This is a genomic window from Nakamurella panacisegetis (genome assembly GCF_900104535.1).
GTDB lineage: Bacteria > Actinomycetota > Actinomycetes > Mycobacteriales > Nakamurellaceae > Nakamurella > Nakamurella panacisegetis.
The window spans coordinates 2936504-2951409 of record NZ_LT629710.1; the positions used below are offsets into that span (position 1 = coordinate 2936504).

14 protein-coding genes are annotated in these 14906 nt (G+C 68.0%); 8 read left to right on the top strand and 6 right to left on the bottom strand.

Annotation, left to right across the window (positions count from 1 at the left end):
• Positions 1-16 precede the first annotated feature (16 nt).
• Positions 17-1237 (top strand): NADP-dependent isocitrate dehydrogenase, encoded by a 1221-nt coding sequence (locus tag BLS97_RS13085; protein ID WP_090476519.1) that lies wholly within the window; start codon positions 17-19, stop codon positions 1235-1237.
• Between the two features lie 147 nt (positions 1238-1384).
• Here the strand turns inward: BLS97_RS13085 and BLS97_RS13090 are convergent, their stop codons facing one another.
• Positions 1385-2980 (bottom strand): AMP-binding protein, encoded by a 1596-nt coding sequence (locus tag BLS97_RS13090; RefSeq protein ID WP_090476521.1) that lies wholly within the window; start codon positions 2978-2980, stop codon positions 1385-1387.
• A 233-nt stretch (positions 2981-3213) separates the two neighbouring features.
• Here BLS97_RS13090 and BLS97_RS13095 point away from each other — a divergent pair, with 233 nt between their 5' ends.
• Entirely contained in the window at positions 3214-4005 is a 792-nt protein-coding gene (locus BLS97_RS13095) for an exodeoxyribonuclease III (RefSeq protein WP_090476523.1), read from the top strand.
• An 18-nt stretch (positions 4006-4023) separates the two neighbouring features.
• Here BLS97_RS13095 and BLS97_RS13100 read toward each other — a convergent pair whose 3' ends face one another.
• On the bottom strand, positions 4024-5112 hold the full coding sequence (locus tag BLS97_RS13100; protein WP_090476525.1) for a glycine betaine ABC transporter substrate-binding protein: 1089 nt from the start codon (positions 5110-5112) through the stop codon (positions 4024-4026).
• 194 nt (positions 5113-5306) lie between these two features.
• On the opposite strand from BLS97_RS13100, the gene BLS97_RS13105 reads away from it, so the two are divergent.
• The 6 genes from BLS97_RS13105 (at position 5307) to mraY (ending at position 11140) form a co-directional block, all read left to right on the top strand.
• The gene (locus BLS97_RS13105) at positions 5307-6665 is read left to right on the top strand and encodes a hemolysin family protein (protein ID WP_090476527.1); all 1359 of its coding nucleotides are present in this window, start codon (positions 5307-5309) and stop codon (positions 6663-6665) included.
• Between the two features lie 46 nt (positions 6666-6711).
• Entirely contained in the window at positions 6712-7740 is a 1029-nt protein-coding gene (gene trpS, locus BLS97_RS13110; protein ID WP_090476529.1) for a tryptophan--tRNA ligase, read from the top strand.
• Between the two features lie 97 nt (positions 7741-7837).
• Positions 7838-8935, top strand: a complete 1098-nt coding sequence (yhjD, locus tag BLS97_RS13115) for an inner membrane protein YhjD (protein ID WP_090476531.1) — start codon at positions 7838-7840, stop codon at positions 8933-8935.
• 63 nt (positions 8936-8998) lie between these two features.
• On the top strand, positions 8999-9178 hold the full coding sequence (locus BLS97_RS13120) for a hypothetical protein (RefSeq protein WP_090476534.1): 180 nt from the start codon (positions 8999-9001) through the stop codon (positions 9176-9178).
• 26 nt (positions 9179-9204) lie between these two features.
• Positions 9205-9876, top strand: coding sequence for a VOC family protein (locus BLS97_RS13125; protein WP_090476536.1), 672 nt, complete (start codon positions 9205-9207; stop codon positions 9874-9876).
• A gap of 184 nt (positions 9877-10060) precedes the next feature.
• Positions 10061-11140, top strand: coding sequence for a phospho-N-acetylmuramoyl-pentapeptide-transferase (gene mraY / locus BLS97_RS13130; protein ID WP_090482142.1), 1080 nt, complete (start codon positions 10061-10063; stop codon positions 11138-11140).
• Between the two features lie 242 nt (positions 11141-11382).
• Here mraY and BLS97_RS13135 read toward each other — a convergent pair whose 3' ends face one another.
• From BLS97_RS13135 to sdhC, 4 genes are read right to left on the bottom strand one after another with little or no spacing between them, the layout of a single operon-like run.
• A complete protein-coding gene (locus BLS97_RS13135) occupies positions 11383-12174 on the bottom strand; it encodes a succinate dehydrogenase iron-sulfur subunit (protein WP_090476538.1) in 792 nt (263 codons plus the stop codon).
• A complete protein-coding gene (sdhA, locus tag BLS97_RS13140) occupies positions 12174-13952 on the bottom strand; it encodes a succinate dehydrogenase flavoprotein subunit (RefSeq protein ID WP_090476540.1) in 1779 nt (592 codons plus the stop codon). Before sdhA ends, BLS97_RS13135 begins: the two co-directional genes overlap by 1 nt.
• Positions 13953-13967: 15 nt before the next feature.
• Positions 13968-14405 carry a succinate dehydrogenase hydrophobic membrane anchor subunit gene (locus BLS97_RS13145; RefSeq protein WP_197676164.1) on the bottom strand — a complete coding sequence of 146 codons (438 nt, stop codon included), beginning with the start codon at positions 14403-14405 and terminating at the stop codon, positions 13968-13970.
• Complete coding sequence (gene sdhC / locus BLS97_RS13150; protein WP_090476542.1) at positions 14402-14836, bottom strand: succinate dehydrogenase, cytochrome b556 subunit; 435 nt, start codon at positions 14834-14836, stop codon at positions 14402-14404. Before sdhC ends, BLS97_RS13145 begins: the two co-directional genes overlap by 4 nt.
• Between the last annotated feature and the right edge of the window lie 70 nt (positions 14837-14906).

Genomic DNA, 14906 nt, shown 5'->3' on the forward strand with positions numbered 1-14906 from the left:
AGAGGCGTTTATTTCAATGGCGAAGATCAAGGTCACCGGCAAGGTCGTCGAACTCGACGGCGACGAGATGACGCGAATCATCTGGCAGTTCATCAAGGACAAGCTCATCCTGCCGTACCTCGATGTCGACCTGGAGTACTACGACCTCTCCATCGAGAACCGCGACGCGACCGACGATCAGGTGACGGTGGACGCCGCCAACGCGATCAAGAAGCACGGCGTCGGCGTCAAGTGCGCGACCATCACCCCGGACGAGGCGCGGGTCGAGGAGTTCGGGCTCAAGCAGATGTGGCGCTCGCCGAACGGCACCATCCGCAACATCCTGGGCGGCGTGATCTTCCGCGAGCCGATCATCATCTCCAACATCCCGCGGCTGGTACCGGGCTGGACGAAGCCGATCATCGTCGGCCGTCACGCGTACGGCGACCAGTACCGGGCGACCGACTTCAAGTTCCCCAGCGCCGGCACCCTGAAGGTCGTCTTCACCCCGAACGACGGTGGCGAGGTCATCGAGCGCGAGGTCTTCCAGGCCCCCAGTGCCGGCATCTCGCTGTCCATGTACAACCTGGACGACTCGATCCGCGACTTCGCCCGGGCCTCGCTGAACTACGGTCTGGCCCGCAACTACCCGGTCTACCTGTCGACCAAGAACACCATCCTGAAGGTGTACGACGGCCGGTTCAAGGACATCTTCCAGGAAGTGTTCGACAGCGAGTTCGCCGACCGGTTCGCCGCGGCCGGCATCACCTACGAGCACCGCCTGATCGACGACATGGTCGCCGCCTCCCTCAAGTGGGAGGGCGGCTACGTCTGGGCCTGCAAGAACTACGACGGTGATGTGCAGTCCGACACCGTGGCCCAGGGTTTCGGCTCGCTCGGCCTGATGACATCGGTGCTGTTCACCCCGGACGGCGACGTCGTCGAGGCCGAGGCCGCCCACGGCACCGTCACCCGCCACTACCGGCAGCACCAGGCCGGCAAGCCGACCTCGACCAACCCGATCGCGTCGATCTACGCGTGGACCGGTGGCCTCAAGCATCGCGGCAAGCTGGACGGCACCCCGGAGGTCACCGCCTTCGCCGAGGCTCTCGAGGACGTCATCATCAAGACCGTCGAGAGCGGCAAGATGACCAAGGACCTGGCCAGCCTGATCGGCCCCGACCAGCCGTGGCTGACCACCGAGGACTTCCTGGCCGCCCTGGATGACAACCTCAAGGCCCGCCTCACCGCCGCCTGATCCCGAGTTCGGCGTGGATCAACTTCGCAGGCCTGGACGAAAATGACGACTTCCGTCACTTCCGTACCAGACCGGCGAAGTTGATCCCTGCCGGCCGGGTGGTGCGGATGCCGGCCAGGTGTGCGGTCCGCGACAGCCGGTGCGACGTCAGGTGTCCGCTGGCACCCGCAGTTGCCGCCGCAGGATCTTCCCCGATGACGACTTCGGGATGGCGTCGATGAACTCCACCTGACGGACCTTCTTGTGGGGGGCGACGCGCTCGGCCACGTAGGCCATCACGTCCTCCGCCGTCAGCTCGGCACCGGGCTGCCGTACGACAAATGCCTTCGGTATCTCCTCGTGCTCCTCGTCCAGCATTCCGATGACGGCTGCATCGGCGATCTTGGGGTGGCTGAGCAGGACGGCCTCGAGTTCGGCCGGCGGCACCTGGTACCCCTTGTACTTGATGAGTTCCTTGACCCGGTCGACGATGCTGACGTAACCCTCGCTGGTGACGGTGGCGACGTCGCCGGTGTGCAGGTATCCGTCGGCGTCCAGCGTGGCGGCCGTGGCCTCGGGGTCGGCCAGGTATCCGACCATCACGTTGGGGCCTTTGCACCACAGTTCGCCGGGCGCGCTGACGCCCGTCGACGGCTGCTCGATCTCCTCCCCGGTGGCCGGGTCGACGATTTTGCACACCATGTTCGGCAGGGTGACACCGACTGTGCCCAAGGGAATGTCGTCACGGTCCTCGGGGATGGTGTGGCTCACCGGACTCATCTCGCTCATGCCGTAACCCTGCCGGACGGTGCACCCCAGCCGTCGGGCCACGGCGTGCCCGAGCTCGGCGTCCAACGGGGCGGCGCCGGAGAAGATCATGCGGATGGACGACGTGTCGTAGGAGTCGACGATCGGATGCTTGGCCAGGGCCACGGCGATCGGGGGCGCGATGTAGAGGTAGGTGGCGCGCAGCTCGGCGATGATCCGGAGGAACTCGACCAGGTCGAACTTCGGCATCGTGATGATCGGCGCCCGTCGGTACAGACCTCCGTTCATCAGCACGTTCATCCCGTAGATGTGGAAGAAGGGGAGAACGGCGAGGATCCGGTCGGCCCGGGTCACCCCGATCACCGGGCCGCCCTGCGCGATGTTGGCGACCAGATTTCGGTGGGTCAGCATGACGCCCTTGGCCCGCCCCGTGGTGCCGGAGGAGTAGGGGAGCACGGCCAGGTGGGTGGCCGGGTCCAGGTGCAACTCCGGCGGGGCGGCGCCGGTGACCAGCAGTGAACGGAGGTTGGTGCGATCAGGATGGACCTGCTCGCTGCCGTCGATCAGGATGACGTTCTCCCGTGGCATCCCGACCGCGGTCGCGGCCTCGTCGGCCTGGGGCAGGAACATCGACAGGGTGAACAGATGGGTGGCGCGGGAGTCGAGCAGCTGCTCGGAGATCTCGTGGGCCGTGTAGAGGGAGTTGACGGTGGTCGCCGTCCCACCGGACCGCATGATGCCGTGGAACACGGTCACGAACGCCGGGATGTTCGGGCACAGGATGGCCGAGACCTCGCCGACGCCCAGGCCTCTGGCGTGCAGTCCGCCGGCCAGGGCCAGGATCTGCCCGACCAGTTGGCGGTACGTGGTGACCGTCCCGGTCGATCCGTCGATCAGGGCCGGATCGTCGGCCACGTCGTCGATGTCGGCGAAGAGGTAGTCGAACAGCAGGACGTCCGGGATGTCGACGTCGGGGAACGGGCTGCTGAAACTCATTGAGGGACCTCCGGAGGGCGTCATCGACCTGTGGTGTGCCCCACACTACGTGTCGGGTCCCTGCCGCAGGTCAAGCGGCATGCGTGGATCAACTTCGCCGATTTGGGGCCCGTGGGACGGAATTGAACACGTTCGGCCCTGCCTGCGAAGTTGATCCACGTCGGGGGCGGACGCGATGATCGAGCGCCGCGGCTGAACAGCGGTCGAGGGCGGATCGAGGGAGTCAGCACATCGTGTTGCGAGTGGCCGCATTCAACGTCAACGGCATCCGGGCCGCGGTGCGCCGCGGGTTCGGGCCCTGGCTGGCCGACAGCGGGATCGACGTCCTCTGCCTGCAGGAGGTGCGCGCGAGCCTGGACGCCATCCCGATGGACGCCCTCGCCGGCTATCACCTGGCCTACCACCAGGGGGATCGGGCCGGACGGGACGGTGTCGCCGTCCTGACCCGAACCGAGCCAACGGCGGTCCGGATCGGCTTCGGGTCACCCGAGTTCGATCCGCAGGGCCGGTACATCGAGGTCGATGTCGACGGACTCACGGTCGGCTCGCTCTACCTGCCCAAGGGTGACGTTGCGGGCGAGAAAATGGAGAGCAAGCACCGCTTCATGCGCGAATTCTCGGCCTACACCGCGACGTCGATCGGCCGGGCCAACAAGGCCGGGCGGGAGTTCCTCGTCTGCGGCGACTACAACATCGCGCACGCCGAGGCCGACATCAAGTCGTGGAAGACGAACCTGCGGTCGGTGGGATTCCTGCCCCATGAGAGGCATTGGATCGGCGAGCTGATCTCGACCGGCGGTCTGGTCGACGTGCTCCGGCACCTGCACCCGGACCAGGCCGGTCCGTACACCTGGTGGTCGTGGCGCGGCAAGGCGTTCGACAACGACTCCGGCTGGCGGATCGACCACCACCTCGCGTCCAAAGAGCTGGCCGCCAAGGCGATGTCGGGTCGGGTCGAGCGGGCCGCCAGCTATCAGGAGCGGATCAGCGACCACAGCGCCGTCGTCGTCGACTACGACCTGTGACGTCCGGGCGGCCCGACCTCAGCCGAGACCGACGGAGGCCAGCCACGCGTCGGCGATGTCGGACGGTTCGCCGCCGGCGCTGAGCTGCTGACGCATCCCGCGGACGGCGGCGATGCTCAGCTTCGCCGACACTGCGTTCAGCGTGATCCGCATGGCCGGGGTGATCGTCTGGCCGACCAGCGGGATGAAGTTCTCGGTGAAGAACAGATGCTTGGGGTCGGTGAGGGTCACGAACTTGTTCGCGTCGATCTGCCATTGGCTGGCCGCCATCGGACCGACCGCCGCCGATGACTTGATGGCGGCGATGGTCTTCGGTCCACCCCAGTCGGCGACCTTCGTGGAGGCGAAGGTCAGCCCGTAGTAGTCAGTCAGGCCGCGGGCGAACTTGGTTCCGTTGGTAGCCGGGAGGAGCAGGGTGATGTCGCCGACGTGGTCGGCCAGGTCCGAGATCGAGTGCAGCTTGTACTGGGCGGCGGTCGCCGCGCTGACGGCAAGCTGACCGTCGTCCTTGGCCGCGGTCGACCTGAGTACCGAGAGCCCGGTCGGCAGCTTCGTCGCGATCGCGGCATCGACGTCGGCCTGGGTGACGGCGTCGCTGGCAGCGTCGAGGTACTCGAGCAGTTCGGTGTTGTACTGCAGGGCCAGATCGATCTGCCCGGCCTTCAGCGCCGCGACCTGCGTCGCCTCCTGGTCGATGGTACGGATCCCGACCCGAAAGCCCTTGGCCACCAACGCACGGGCCCACGTGGTGACGACGACGACGCTCGCCGCGTAGCCGTCGTCGGCGAACACCAGGGTCGGGCCGGATGCGGACGTCGAAGTCGTCGGGACGTCGCTGCTGGGGCCGACGCTGGTCGAGCGGTCCTCGATCGTGGTCGGTGGTTGGGTCGCGGTGCTCGCCGGCCCGGCCGAGCTGGACGGGGCCGGGCCCGACGATTCGGCCGGACCGGGCGAGGACGCGGCCGAGGACGTTGCAGAACCGGACTGCAGCGCGACGACCGCGGCCGGATCGGGTGAGGCACTGCCATCGACCTGACACGCAGTCACCGTCAGGACCACGGCCATGCCGGCGGCCAGAGCGGTCCAGATCCTTCGTCGTGTGGTCATCGCTTCGGCCCCGTCTCCCCGTGAACGGCCCCCATCGGCGACCGGTGAGCCGGCGGCTCACTTCTGCTGGGCCAAACGGTACGTCAGGCCAACTCGGACCGTCGGCCCGGCGCGGTCCGGGCCGTAAGATCACCAGGCGTGGAACCCCCGTTACCCGGCTTGCCCCGGCTCCCGCTCTCGGCCCGGGTCGCCTGATGGGCGTACTGCTGGAAGAGATCGGCCTGGTTGCCCTTTTCATTCTGATCGGGGGCTGTTTCAACGCCGCCGAGATCTCGATGATCTCGCTCCGGGAAAGCCAGGTCCGCCAATTGGCGGCCAACCACGGCGCGCGCGGTCGCCGGCTGGAACGCCTGGTGGCCGACCCGAACCGGTTCCTGGCCGCGGTCCAGATCGGCGTCACCGTGGCCACCATGCTCTCGTCGGCCTTCGGTGCGGCCACGGTGTCCGAGCGCGTGGCCAACTGGTTGATCGGGCAGGGGATGGGCTCCGGCGCGGCCACCCCGGTCGCCCTGATCGGCGTCACCCTGATCATCTCGTTCTTCTCCCTGGTGCTCGGCGAGCTGACCCCCAAGCGCCTTGCCCTGCAACGACGTGAGTCGATCGCACTGTTCGCCTCCGCGCCGCTGTCCGTGCTGGCCCGCCTCTTCCGGCCCGCGGTGTGGCTACTCGGCCGCTCGACCGACCTGATGGTGCGTCTGCTCGGCGGCGACCCCAAGGCCTCCGGCGACGAGATCACCGCCGAGGAGCTGCAGTCGCTGGTGGCGGCCCACGAGTCACTGACGTCGGTGGAACGCCGGATGATCGCCGACGTCTTCGAGGCCGAGGACACCCACGTCCGGGAGGTGATGGTGCCCCGCCCCGAGGTCGACTTCCTGTCGGCGTCGCTCACCGTCTCTCGGGCGACCCGCCTCGCCCTGGCTCATCCGCACTCCCGGTTCCCGGTGATCGGCCGGGACGCCGACGAGGTGATCGGCGTGGTGCACATCCGAGACCTGCTGGTGCCCACCCACACCTTGGGGCGCTCGGCCACGGTGGCCGACATCGCGATGCCGGTCGCCGTGGTCCCCGGGACCAAGGGGGTGCTGGATGCGCTGCACGAGATGCGCAGCGCCGGCCAGCATCTGGCCGTGGTGGTCGACGAGTACGGCGGCACCGACGGCATTGTCACCCTCGAGGACCTGGTCGAGGAGATCGTCGGGGAGATGGTGTCGGAGAAGCGGGGCGACCGAGCACCGGTGACCACGGCCAAGGCCGGTGAGGTGGACGGTCTGCTCAACCTCGACGACTTCCGCGAGGCGACCGGGCTGGACCTGCCGCCCGGTCCGTACAACACCGTCGCCGGCTATCTGATGGCCCGGTTGGGCCGCCTGCCGGTGGAAGGAGACGCCGTGGTCGTCGATTCCCGGACCCTGACCGTGACGTCGATGGACGAGCGCCGGATCGCACGCATCAAGGTGGGTTCGACCGTGTCGGCCCACCGCCAGGCCGACAGCCCGAACGACGGCACGACCGCCCCCGGCGCCGCGCCACCGGTGGCCGACCCCACGGGGTGAGGTGCGCGCGTGAAGGAGCGGTCGCGGGAAATGAAAGGATCGCGACATGGCTCCTTCTTCACCGTCCGCCGCCGGCGCCAGCCGCCGCCCCCGGGTGCTCTCCGGAATCCAGCCCACCGCCGACTCGTTCCACGTCGGCAACTACCTCGGAGCGCTCCGTCAGTGGGTGGATCTGCAGGCCACCCACGAGACCTTCTACTCCATCGTCGATCTGCACGCCATCACGGTCGAGCACGAGCCCAAGTTGCTGCGGCAGCGGACCAGGGTGGCCGCGGCGCAACTGCTGGCCCTTGGCATCGACCCGGAGCGGTCGACGCTGTTCGTCCAGTCGCAGGTGCCGGCCCACACCCAGCTGTCCTGGGTGATGGAGTGCCTGACCGGGTTCGGCGAGGCCGGCCGCATGACGCAGTTCAAGGACAAGTCGGGCAAGGGCGGCGCCGACCACACCAGCGTCGGTCTGTTCACGTACCCGATCCTGCAGGCGGCCGACATCCTGGCCTACCAAGCCGATGCCGTCCCGGTCGGGGAGGACCAGCGGCAGCACCTGGAACTGACCCGAAACCTGGCTCAGCGCTTCAACTCTCGCTTCGGGAAGACGCTGCGGGTGCCCGAGCCGTACATCCTCAAGGCGACGGCCAAGATCTACGACCTGTCCGAGCCGAGGGCCAAGATGAGCAAGTCGTCGCCCGGCGGATCCCTCGACCTGCTGGCCGACGTCAAGGCGTCGGTGAAGAAGATCAAGTCGGCCGTCACCGACACCGAGCGGGAGATCCGCTACGACGAGGAGAACAAGCCGGGGGTCTCGAACCTCCTGTCGTTGTTGTCCGTCTTCACCGGTACCTCCATCCCGGACCTGGAGGTTTCGTACCAGGGCAAGGGGTACGGCGACCTCAAGGGTGATCTGGCCCAGGTGTGGGCCGAGTTCGTGACGCCGCTCCAAGCCGCGGTGGCCGGCTACCTGGCCGACCCGGCCGAGCTGGACCGGATCCTGTCAGCGGGCGCGGCCCGCGCGACGGCGGTGGCGTCCAAGACGGTCGCCGACGTCTACCAGAAGGTGGGTTTTCTGACCGTTTGAGGTAGCGGCCGGGCCGGAAGTGGGAACTGGGACCGGGAGCGAACAGGTCCGGGAGCCGGGCCGAACCTCAGACGAGCACACCGACGGGGGAGTACACGTGACGACACGCACGGACCTGCGGGGAGTCGACCTGAAGAAGGAGAGCGAGCCCGCTGCGGGCATGGCGGTCCGCGTCAGGCAACTGGTCGTGCGGATCAAGTCACGCAAGGGCGTCCGTCACCTCACCCGGGCCGCCGCCCGGTTCGGTGAGCGTCTGGGGAGCCAGTTCGCCGCAGCCATCACCTACTTCTCCTTCCTGTCCCTGGTCCCGATCCTGATGGTGGCGTTCTCGGCGGCCGGGTTCGTGCTCAGCTCGCGGCCCGATCTGCTGGCCAAGCTGCAGGCGGAGGTGACCAAGCAGATCCCCGGTGACCTGTCGAGCACCATCTCGGGTGCGCTCGATCAGGCGGTCGGCGCGCGGTTCACCGTCGGAATCATCGGGCTGGTGCTGGCCCTGTACTCCGGCATCGGATGGATGGGCAACGTCCGGCAGGCCGTGCAGGCGCAATGGAGACCGGACTTCGACGACAACCAGGAGATCGCGGCCGAAGGATTCGCCAAGACCCTCTTCCGCAACCTCTGGATGCTGGCCGGGCTGGGACTGGCCCTCGTCGTCTCGCTCGCTCTGTCGTCGATCGGCGGCTCGTTGACCCACACCGTGGCCCGGCTGGTCGGGCTCGACGGCCAGGCCTGGTTCACTCCGGTGATCACCGTGGCCGCCTGGGTGCTGGCCATCGCCGCCGACGTGCTGATCTTCCTCTGGGTGTACTCCGTTCTCCCACCGAAACACATGAAGGCGCCCCGCAAGGCCCTGATCCGCGGGTCGATCATCGCCGCCGCCGGGTTCGAGGTGCTCAAGTTCGCGTTGACCACGATCCTGCCGGGAGCACTGTCCGGAGGCGCGACCGGCAAGGTGTTCGGCCCGATCATCGGCCTGCTGGCCTTCTTCAACCTGGTGGCCACCCTGGTGTTGTTCGTCGCCGCCTGGATCTCCACCTCCGAGGGCGGGCCGCACCGGGCGTTCGACGACAAGGACGAGCCGGAGGTCCTCGAGCCGGCGGTGGTGGTGCACGAGGTGATCTCGAAACCGAAGCTGATCGGGTTCGTCGGGGTCGGGGCCATCCTGGGCATCGGCTGGTCGCGCCGGCGGCGCTGACGCATCCGCCGTCACCAGAGCGCGACCGAGCCGGAAACCCCGGGCTGGGCTAGGTTCTTGGGCATGACCCGCTACCGCTTCCTCAACCCGATGGGCGACGTGGTCGACGAACGGGAACTGGCCGATCACGCGACCGCGCTGGCCTTGGCCCGCGACGGTGACGAGATCGACGAAGACATCCAGCGGGTGGAATTCCTGGGAGCCGAGGGTGACTGGCGCTGGACCGGGCCGGTCGAGGGCTGACCCGCTGCGCCGACCACAATGACGGTATGACGATCACCGCGCTGACCTCGACTCCGAACCCCTCGGCGGTCGAGCCGCGGCTGGATCACCTGGTCTACGCGACCCCCGAGCTGGATGCGACGGTGGCCGAGTTCGTCGGGGCAACCGGCGTTCGCCCGGCCGAGGGCGGCCGCCATGTCGGCCGGGGTACCCGCAACTACCTCGTCGGGTTGGGTCCGGGCCGGTACCTGGAGATCATCGGTCCCGACATCGAGCATCCGGCGACGGCCGGGGCCGGACTGCCGTTCGGGATCGAGGCCTTGACCGCGTCGCGCCTTCTGACCTGGGCCGTCCGGGCCGACGACGTGGATTCGGCGGCAGCGGTCTCCGCGGCGGCCGGGGCCGACCTCGGGCCGGCGCTCCCGATGAGCCGCCGGACGCCCGACGGCCGACTGCTGCAGTGGCGGCTGGCCAGCGCGATGCCGTTGCCGTTCGGCGGCGTGACGCCGTTCCTGATCGACTGGGGCCGGTCGGCCCATCCGTCCTCGGATCCGGCTCTTCCGACCCTGTCGCTCCAAGGCTTCGAGGCCACCCATCCGGACCCGGACGGCGTGCGCGGCACGCTGGAGGCGCTGCAACTCCGACTGCCGGTCGATCTCGGAATGGTCGGACTGCAGGCGGTACTGGCCACTCCGCAGGGGTCGGTGCGGCTGAGCTGATCCCGACCCCGGGGCGACCACCGCCCGGCGTTGGGCCGCGAAGGCCTGGCCGACACCCCGGGACGACCACCGCCCGGCGTTGGGCCGCGAAGGCCCGGCCGACCCACTCGGCCGAGAGCGTCCGAGCCGGAACGGCCGTGGGATGATCCTGGCCGGGTTGGTGACGGACGGGGGCGAGGGCGGCATGAAGTCCATCTTGATCGCGGCGACGGTCTCTCTGGCGGTGTCGCTGCTGGTGACGCCCTACCTGATCAAATTCTTCTCCCGGCACGGGTTCGGTCAGGAGATCCGCAACGACGGCCCGCAGACCCACCTCAAGAAGCGGGGCACGCCCACCATGGGCGGTATCGCGATCATCATCGCGATGTGGGCCGGATACGGCGTGACCGTCATCGTGCAGCGTTCGACCGGCCAGGGCGGCCCGACCGCGTCCGGTTGGCTCCTGCTGTACCTCACCACGGGGCTCGGTCTGGTCGGGTTCCTGGACGACTTCATCAAGCTCCGTCGGGAACGCAGCCTGGGACTGACCAAGCGCGGCAAGCTGATCGGCCAGATCGGGGTGTCCCTGGTCTTCGGTGTACTGGCCCTGATGTTCCGGAACGCCGACGGCATCACGCCGGCCTCGACCCACCTGTCGTACACCCGCGGCCTGACCTGGCTGTCGTTCGGACTGGTCGGTTTCGTGCTCTTCGCCGTGCTGATCAGCGTGGCCTGGTCGAACGGAGTGAACCTGTCGGACGGGCTCGACGGGCTGGCCGCCGGATTCTCGGTGATGGTGCTCGGCACCTACGTGTTCATCTGCTTCTTCCAGTTCCGGAACACCTGCAACGCCGCGGCGGCGCTGGGGTGCTACCAGGTCAGGGACCCGCTCGACGTCGCCGTGGTCGCCGCGGCGGCCCTGGGGGGCTGCATCGGATTCCTCTGGTGGAACGCCCATCCGGCGCGGATCTTCATGGGTGACTGCGGATCGCTGGCCCTCGGTGGCCTGTTCGCCGGGCTGTCCATCCTGACCAGCACCGAACTGCTGATGGTGGTCGTCGCCGCCCTGGCGGTGGTCCAGTCGGTCTCGGTGATGATGCAGGTCGCGGTGTACAAGCGGCGCAAGGTGCGGCTGTTCAAGATGGCCCCGTTCCACCACCATTTCGAGGTGATCGGCTGGACCGAGACCACCGTGCTGGTCCGGTTCTGGTTGCTGGCCGCGATCTCGGCGGCACTGGGGGCCGGGCTGTTCTACGGCGAATGGCTGGCCAGGGGCGGAAGTTGACCTGACCTGACCTGACCTGGCCGGCCCGGGTCCGGACGCCCGCCGCAGCCACACCCGTCAACAGCAAACACACCCGCTCCCTGGGCGGGAACGGGTGTGCGTGCGACGAACTGGTGCGGCGAGCCGGCCTCCGGCCAGCGGCCTGGCGAGCCGGCCTCCGGCCAGCGGCCTGGCGAGCCGGCCTCCGGCCTGGACCAGCCGGCCCGGCCTCCGGCCTGGACCAGCCGGCCCGGCGAGCCGCCTCAGATGCGGCGGAACATCAAGGCGCGCTTGACTTCCTGGATGGCCTTGGTGACCTCGATACCGCGCGGACAGGCGTCCGTGCAGTTGAACGTGGTGCGGCAGCGCCACACGCCCTCGGCGTCGGACAGGATCTCCAACCGCTCCTGCGACGCCTGGTCGCGGGAGTCGAAGATGAACCGGTGGGCGTTGACGATGGCCGCGGGGCCGACGTAGGCGTCCTCCGACCAGTACACCGGGCACGACGTGGTGCAGCAGGCGCACAGGATGCACTTGGTGGTGTCGTCGAACCGGTCACGATCGGCCTGCGACTGGATCCACTCCCGGCTCGGCTCGTTGCCGTGCGTGATCATGTACGGCTTCACCGCGCGGAACGCCTCGAAGAAGGGTTCCATGTCGACGATCAGGTCCTTCTCCAACGGGAGGCCCTTGATCGGTTCGACGGTGATCTCGGTCTTCTTGTCGGTGACGATGTCCTTGACCAACACCTTGCAGCCCAGCCGGTTCCGGCCGTTGATCCGCATGGCGTCAGACCCGCAGATGCCGTGCGCACACGATCGCCGGAAGGTCAGGGAACCGTCGATGTACCACTTGATGTAGTGCAGCAGGTTCAGGATGCGATCGGTCGGCAGGGCCGGGATCCGGTACGACTCCTTGTGCGGGGCGTCGTCGACCTCGGGGTTGAAACGCTGGATGTGGACGGTGACCATGATGGCGCCGTCCGGCACCGGCGGCAGCGGAGCCGGATGTCCGGCCGAGGGTGCGATGCCGGTGTCCCCAACAGTGACTGTCATCAGTACTTACGCTCCATCGGCTGGTAACGGGTCTGGACCACCGGCTTGTAGTCGAGTCGGATCTCGGTGCCGGCTACCGCCTGGGTATCCGTCGGAGGTACCCGGTACGCCATGGTGTGTTTCATCCAGTTGGTGTCGTCGCGGGTCGGGTAGTCCTCCCGGGCGTGGCCGCCGCGGGACTCGGTGCGGGTCAGCGCGCCGACCACCATCACCTCGGCCAGGTCGAGCAGGAATCCCAACTCGACCGCCTCCAGCAGGTCGGTGTTGTACCGCTTGCCCTTGTCGTGGACCGAGACCTGCTTGTACCGTTCCTTGAGGGCCTGCACGTCGGTCAGCGCCGTCTTCAGCGTGTCCTCCGTGCGGTAGACCGCGGCGTTGGCATCCATGGTGGCCTGCAACGCGATCCGGATGTCGGCGACCCGCTCGAAACCGGTCGAGCCCAGCAGCCCGGAGACCATGTCCTCCACGTACTGCGACGGTGAGTGGCCCTCTTCGGTGACGTCGTGGACGAACTCGGTGGAGTTGGCGTACGCGGCGGCGGCCAGGCCGGCCCGCTTGCCGAACACATTGATGTCGAGCAGGGAGTTGGTGCCCAGCCGGTTCGAGCCGTGCACCGAGACGCAGGCGCACTCACCGGCCGCGTACAGGCCGGGAACGACGTGCGTGTTGTCCCGCAACACCTCTCCCTGCACGTTGGTCGGAATGCCGCCCATCGCGTAGTGCGCCGTCGGGAACACCGGCACCGGTTCGGTGACCGGGTCGACGCCCAGGTAGGTGCGGGCGAACTCGGTGATGTCCGGGAGCTTGGTCTCCAATACCTCGGCGCCCAGGTGGGTGCAGTCCAGCAGGACGTAGTCCTTGAGCGGACCGGCGCCGCGGCCTTCCAGCACCTCCATCACCATCGAACGGGCGACGATGTCGCGCGGGGCCAGGTCCTTGATGGTCGGGGCGTACCGCTCCATGAACCGCTCGCCGGAGGCGTTGCGCAGGATCGCGCCCTCACCGCGGGCGCCCTCGGTCAGCAGGATACCCAGACCGGCCAGCCCGGTCGGATGGAACTGGTAGAACTCCATGTCCTCCAACGGGAGTCCCTTGCGCAGGACGACACCCATGCCGTCGCCGGTGAGGGTGTGGGCGTTGGAAGTGGTCTTGAAGACCTTGCCGGCCCCGCCGGTGGCGAAGACGACGGCCTTGGCGTGGAAGACGTGGATCTCGCCGGTGGCCAGCTCGTAGGCCACGGCCCCGGTGCAGACCTGGCCGTCCGGCGTGTCGGTCAGCATCACGTCCAGCACGTAGAACTCGTTGAAGAACTCCACGCCCTGCTTGACGCAGTTCTGGTACAGCGTCTGCAGGATCATGTGGCCGGTGCGGTCCGCGGCGTAACAGGCGCGGCGGACGGCCGCCTCGCCGTGGTTGCGGGTGTGGCCGCCGAACCGGCGCTGGTCGATCCGGCCCTCGGGGGTGCGGTTGAACGGCAGCCCCATCTTCTCCAGGTCCAGGACGGCGTCGATGGCTTCCTTGCACATGATCTCGGCCGCGTCCTGGTCGACCAGGTAGTCGCCGCCCTTGACGGTGTCGAAGGTGTGCCACTCCCAGTTGTCGTCCTCGACGTTGGCCAGTGCGGCGCACATGCCGCCCTGGGCCGCGCCGGTGTGCGACCGGGTCGGGTAGAGCTTGGTCAGGACCGCGGTGCGGGCCCGTTGGGTCGATTCGATGGCGGCCCGCATTCCGGCGCCACCGGCGCCGACGATGACCACGTCATAACGGTGAAACTGCATAGTGTTCCAGCCCTTTTATTTGCTTGTCAGCGTCGGGTCGAAGGTGAAGATGACGAAGGTGCCCACCCCGAGCGTCAGCAGGACCGACGCGGCCAGCAGGATGGTCAGCACGAAACGGGTGCCGTCCTTGCGGGAGTAGTCGTTGATGATGGTGCGGAGGCCGTTGGCGCCGTGCAATTCGGCCAGCCACAGCATGGTGAGGTCCCAGATCTGCCAGAACGGGGAGGCCCAGCGTCCGGCCACGAAGCCCCAGTTGATCTTGTGCACGCCGCCGTCGAGGACGTTCATGATCAGCAGGTGGCCGAGCACCAGGACGACCAGCACGATGCCGGACAGGCGCATGAACAGCCAGGAGTACATCTCGAAGTTGGAGCGGCGCCCGGCCACTCGCTTCTTCGGGGCGCGGGGGGCTTCGATGCCCCGGGTGGCCGGCGGATCGTAGGCGGCGGTCACGACGCATCTCCGAACATCTTGCGGACGGTGAACTCGAGCATGAAGTAGACGGTCGGCACCATGACGACGATCCAGGTACCGACGACGATCCACAGCATCGTGCGCTGGTGGCGAGGTCCCTTGGCCCAGAAGTCGACCAGCATGATCCGGATGCCGTTGAGGGCGTGGTAGAGCACGGCGGCGACCAGCCCGACCTCGAGCAGGTTGACCACGGGGTTCTTGTAGGTCTCGATGACCTTGTTGTAGGACTCGGGCGACACCCGGACCAGAGCGGTGTCCAACACGTGGGCGAACAGGAAGAAGAAGGTCAGCACGCCGGTGATCCGGTGGGCCACCCACGACCACATGCCCTCGGCGCCCTTGTAGACGGTGCCCCTGCGCGGCTTCGGGATGCCACTTCCTCCTGGCCGGAGGGCGGTGGTTGAGGACATGGTGGGTTTCGACCTCCAAAGTTCCGCCGCGTCGACCTCGCCGTCGACGGCAGCGTCGGATGCATCAGGA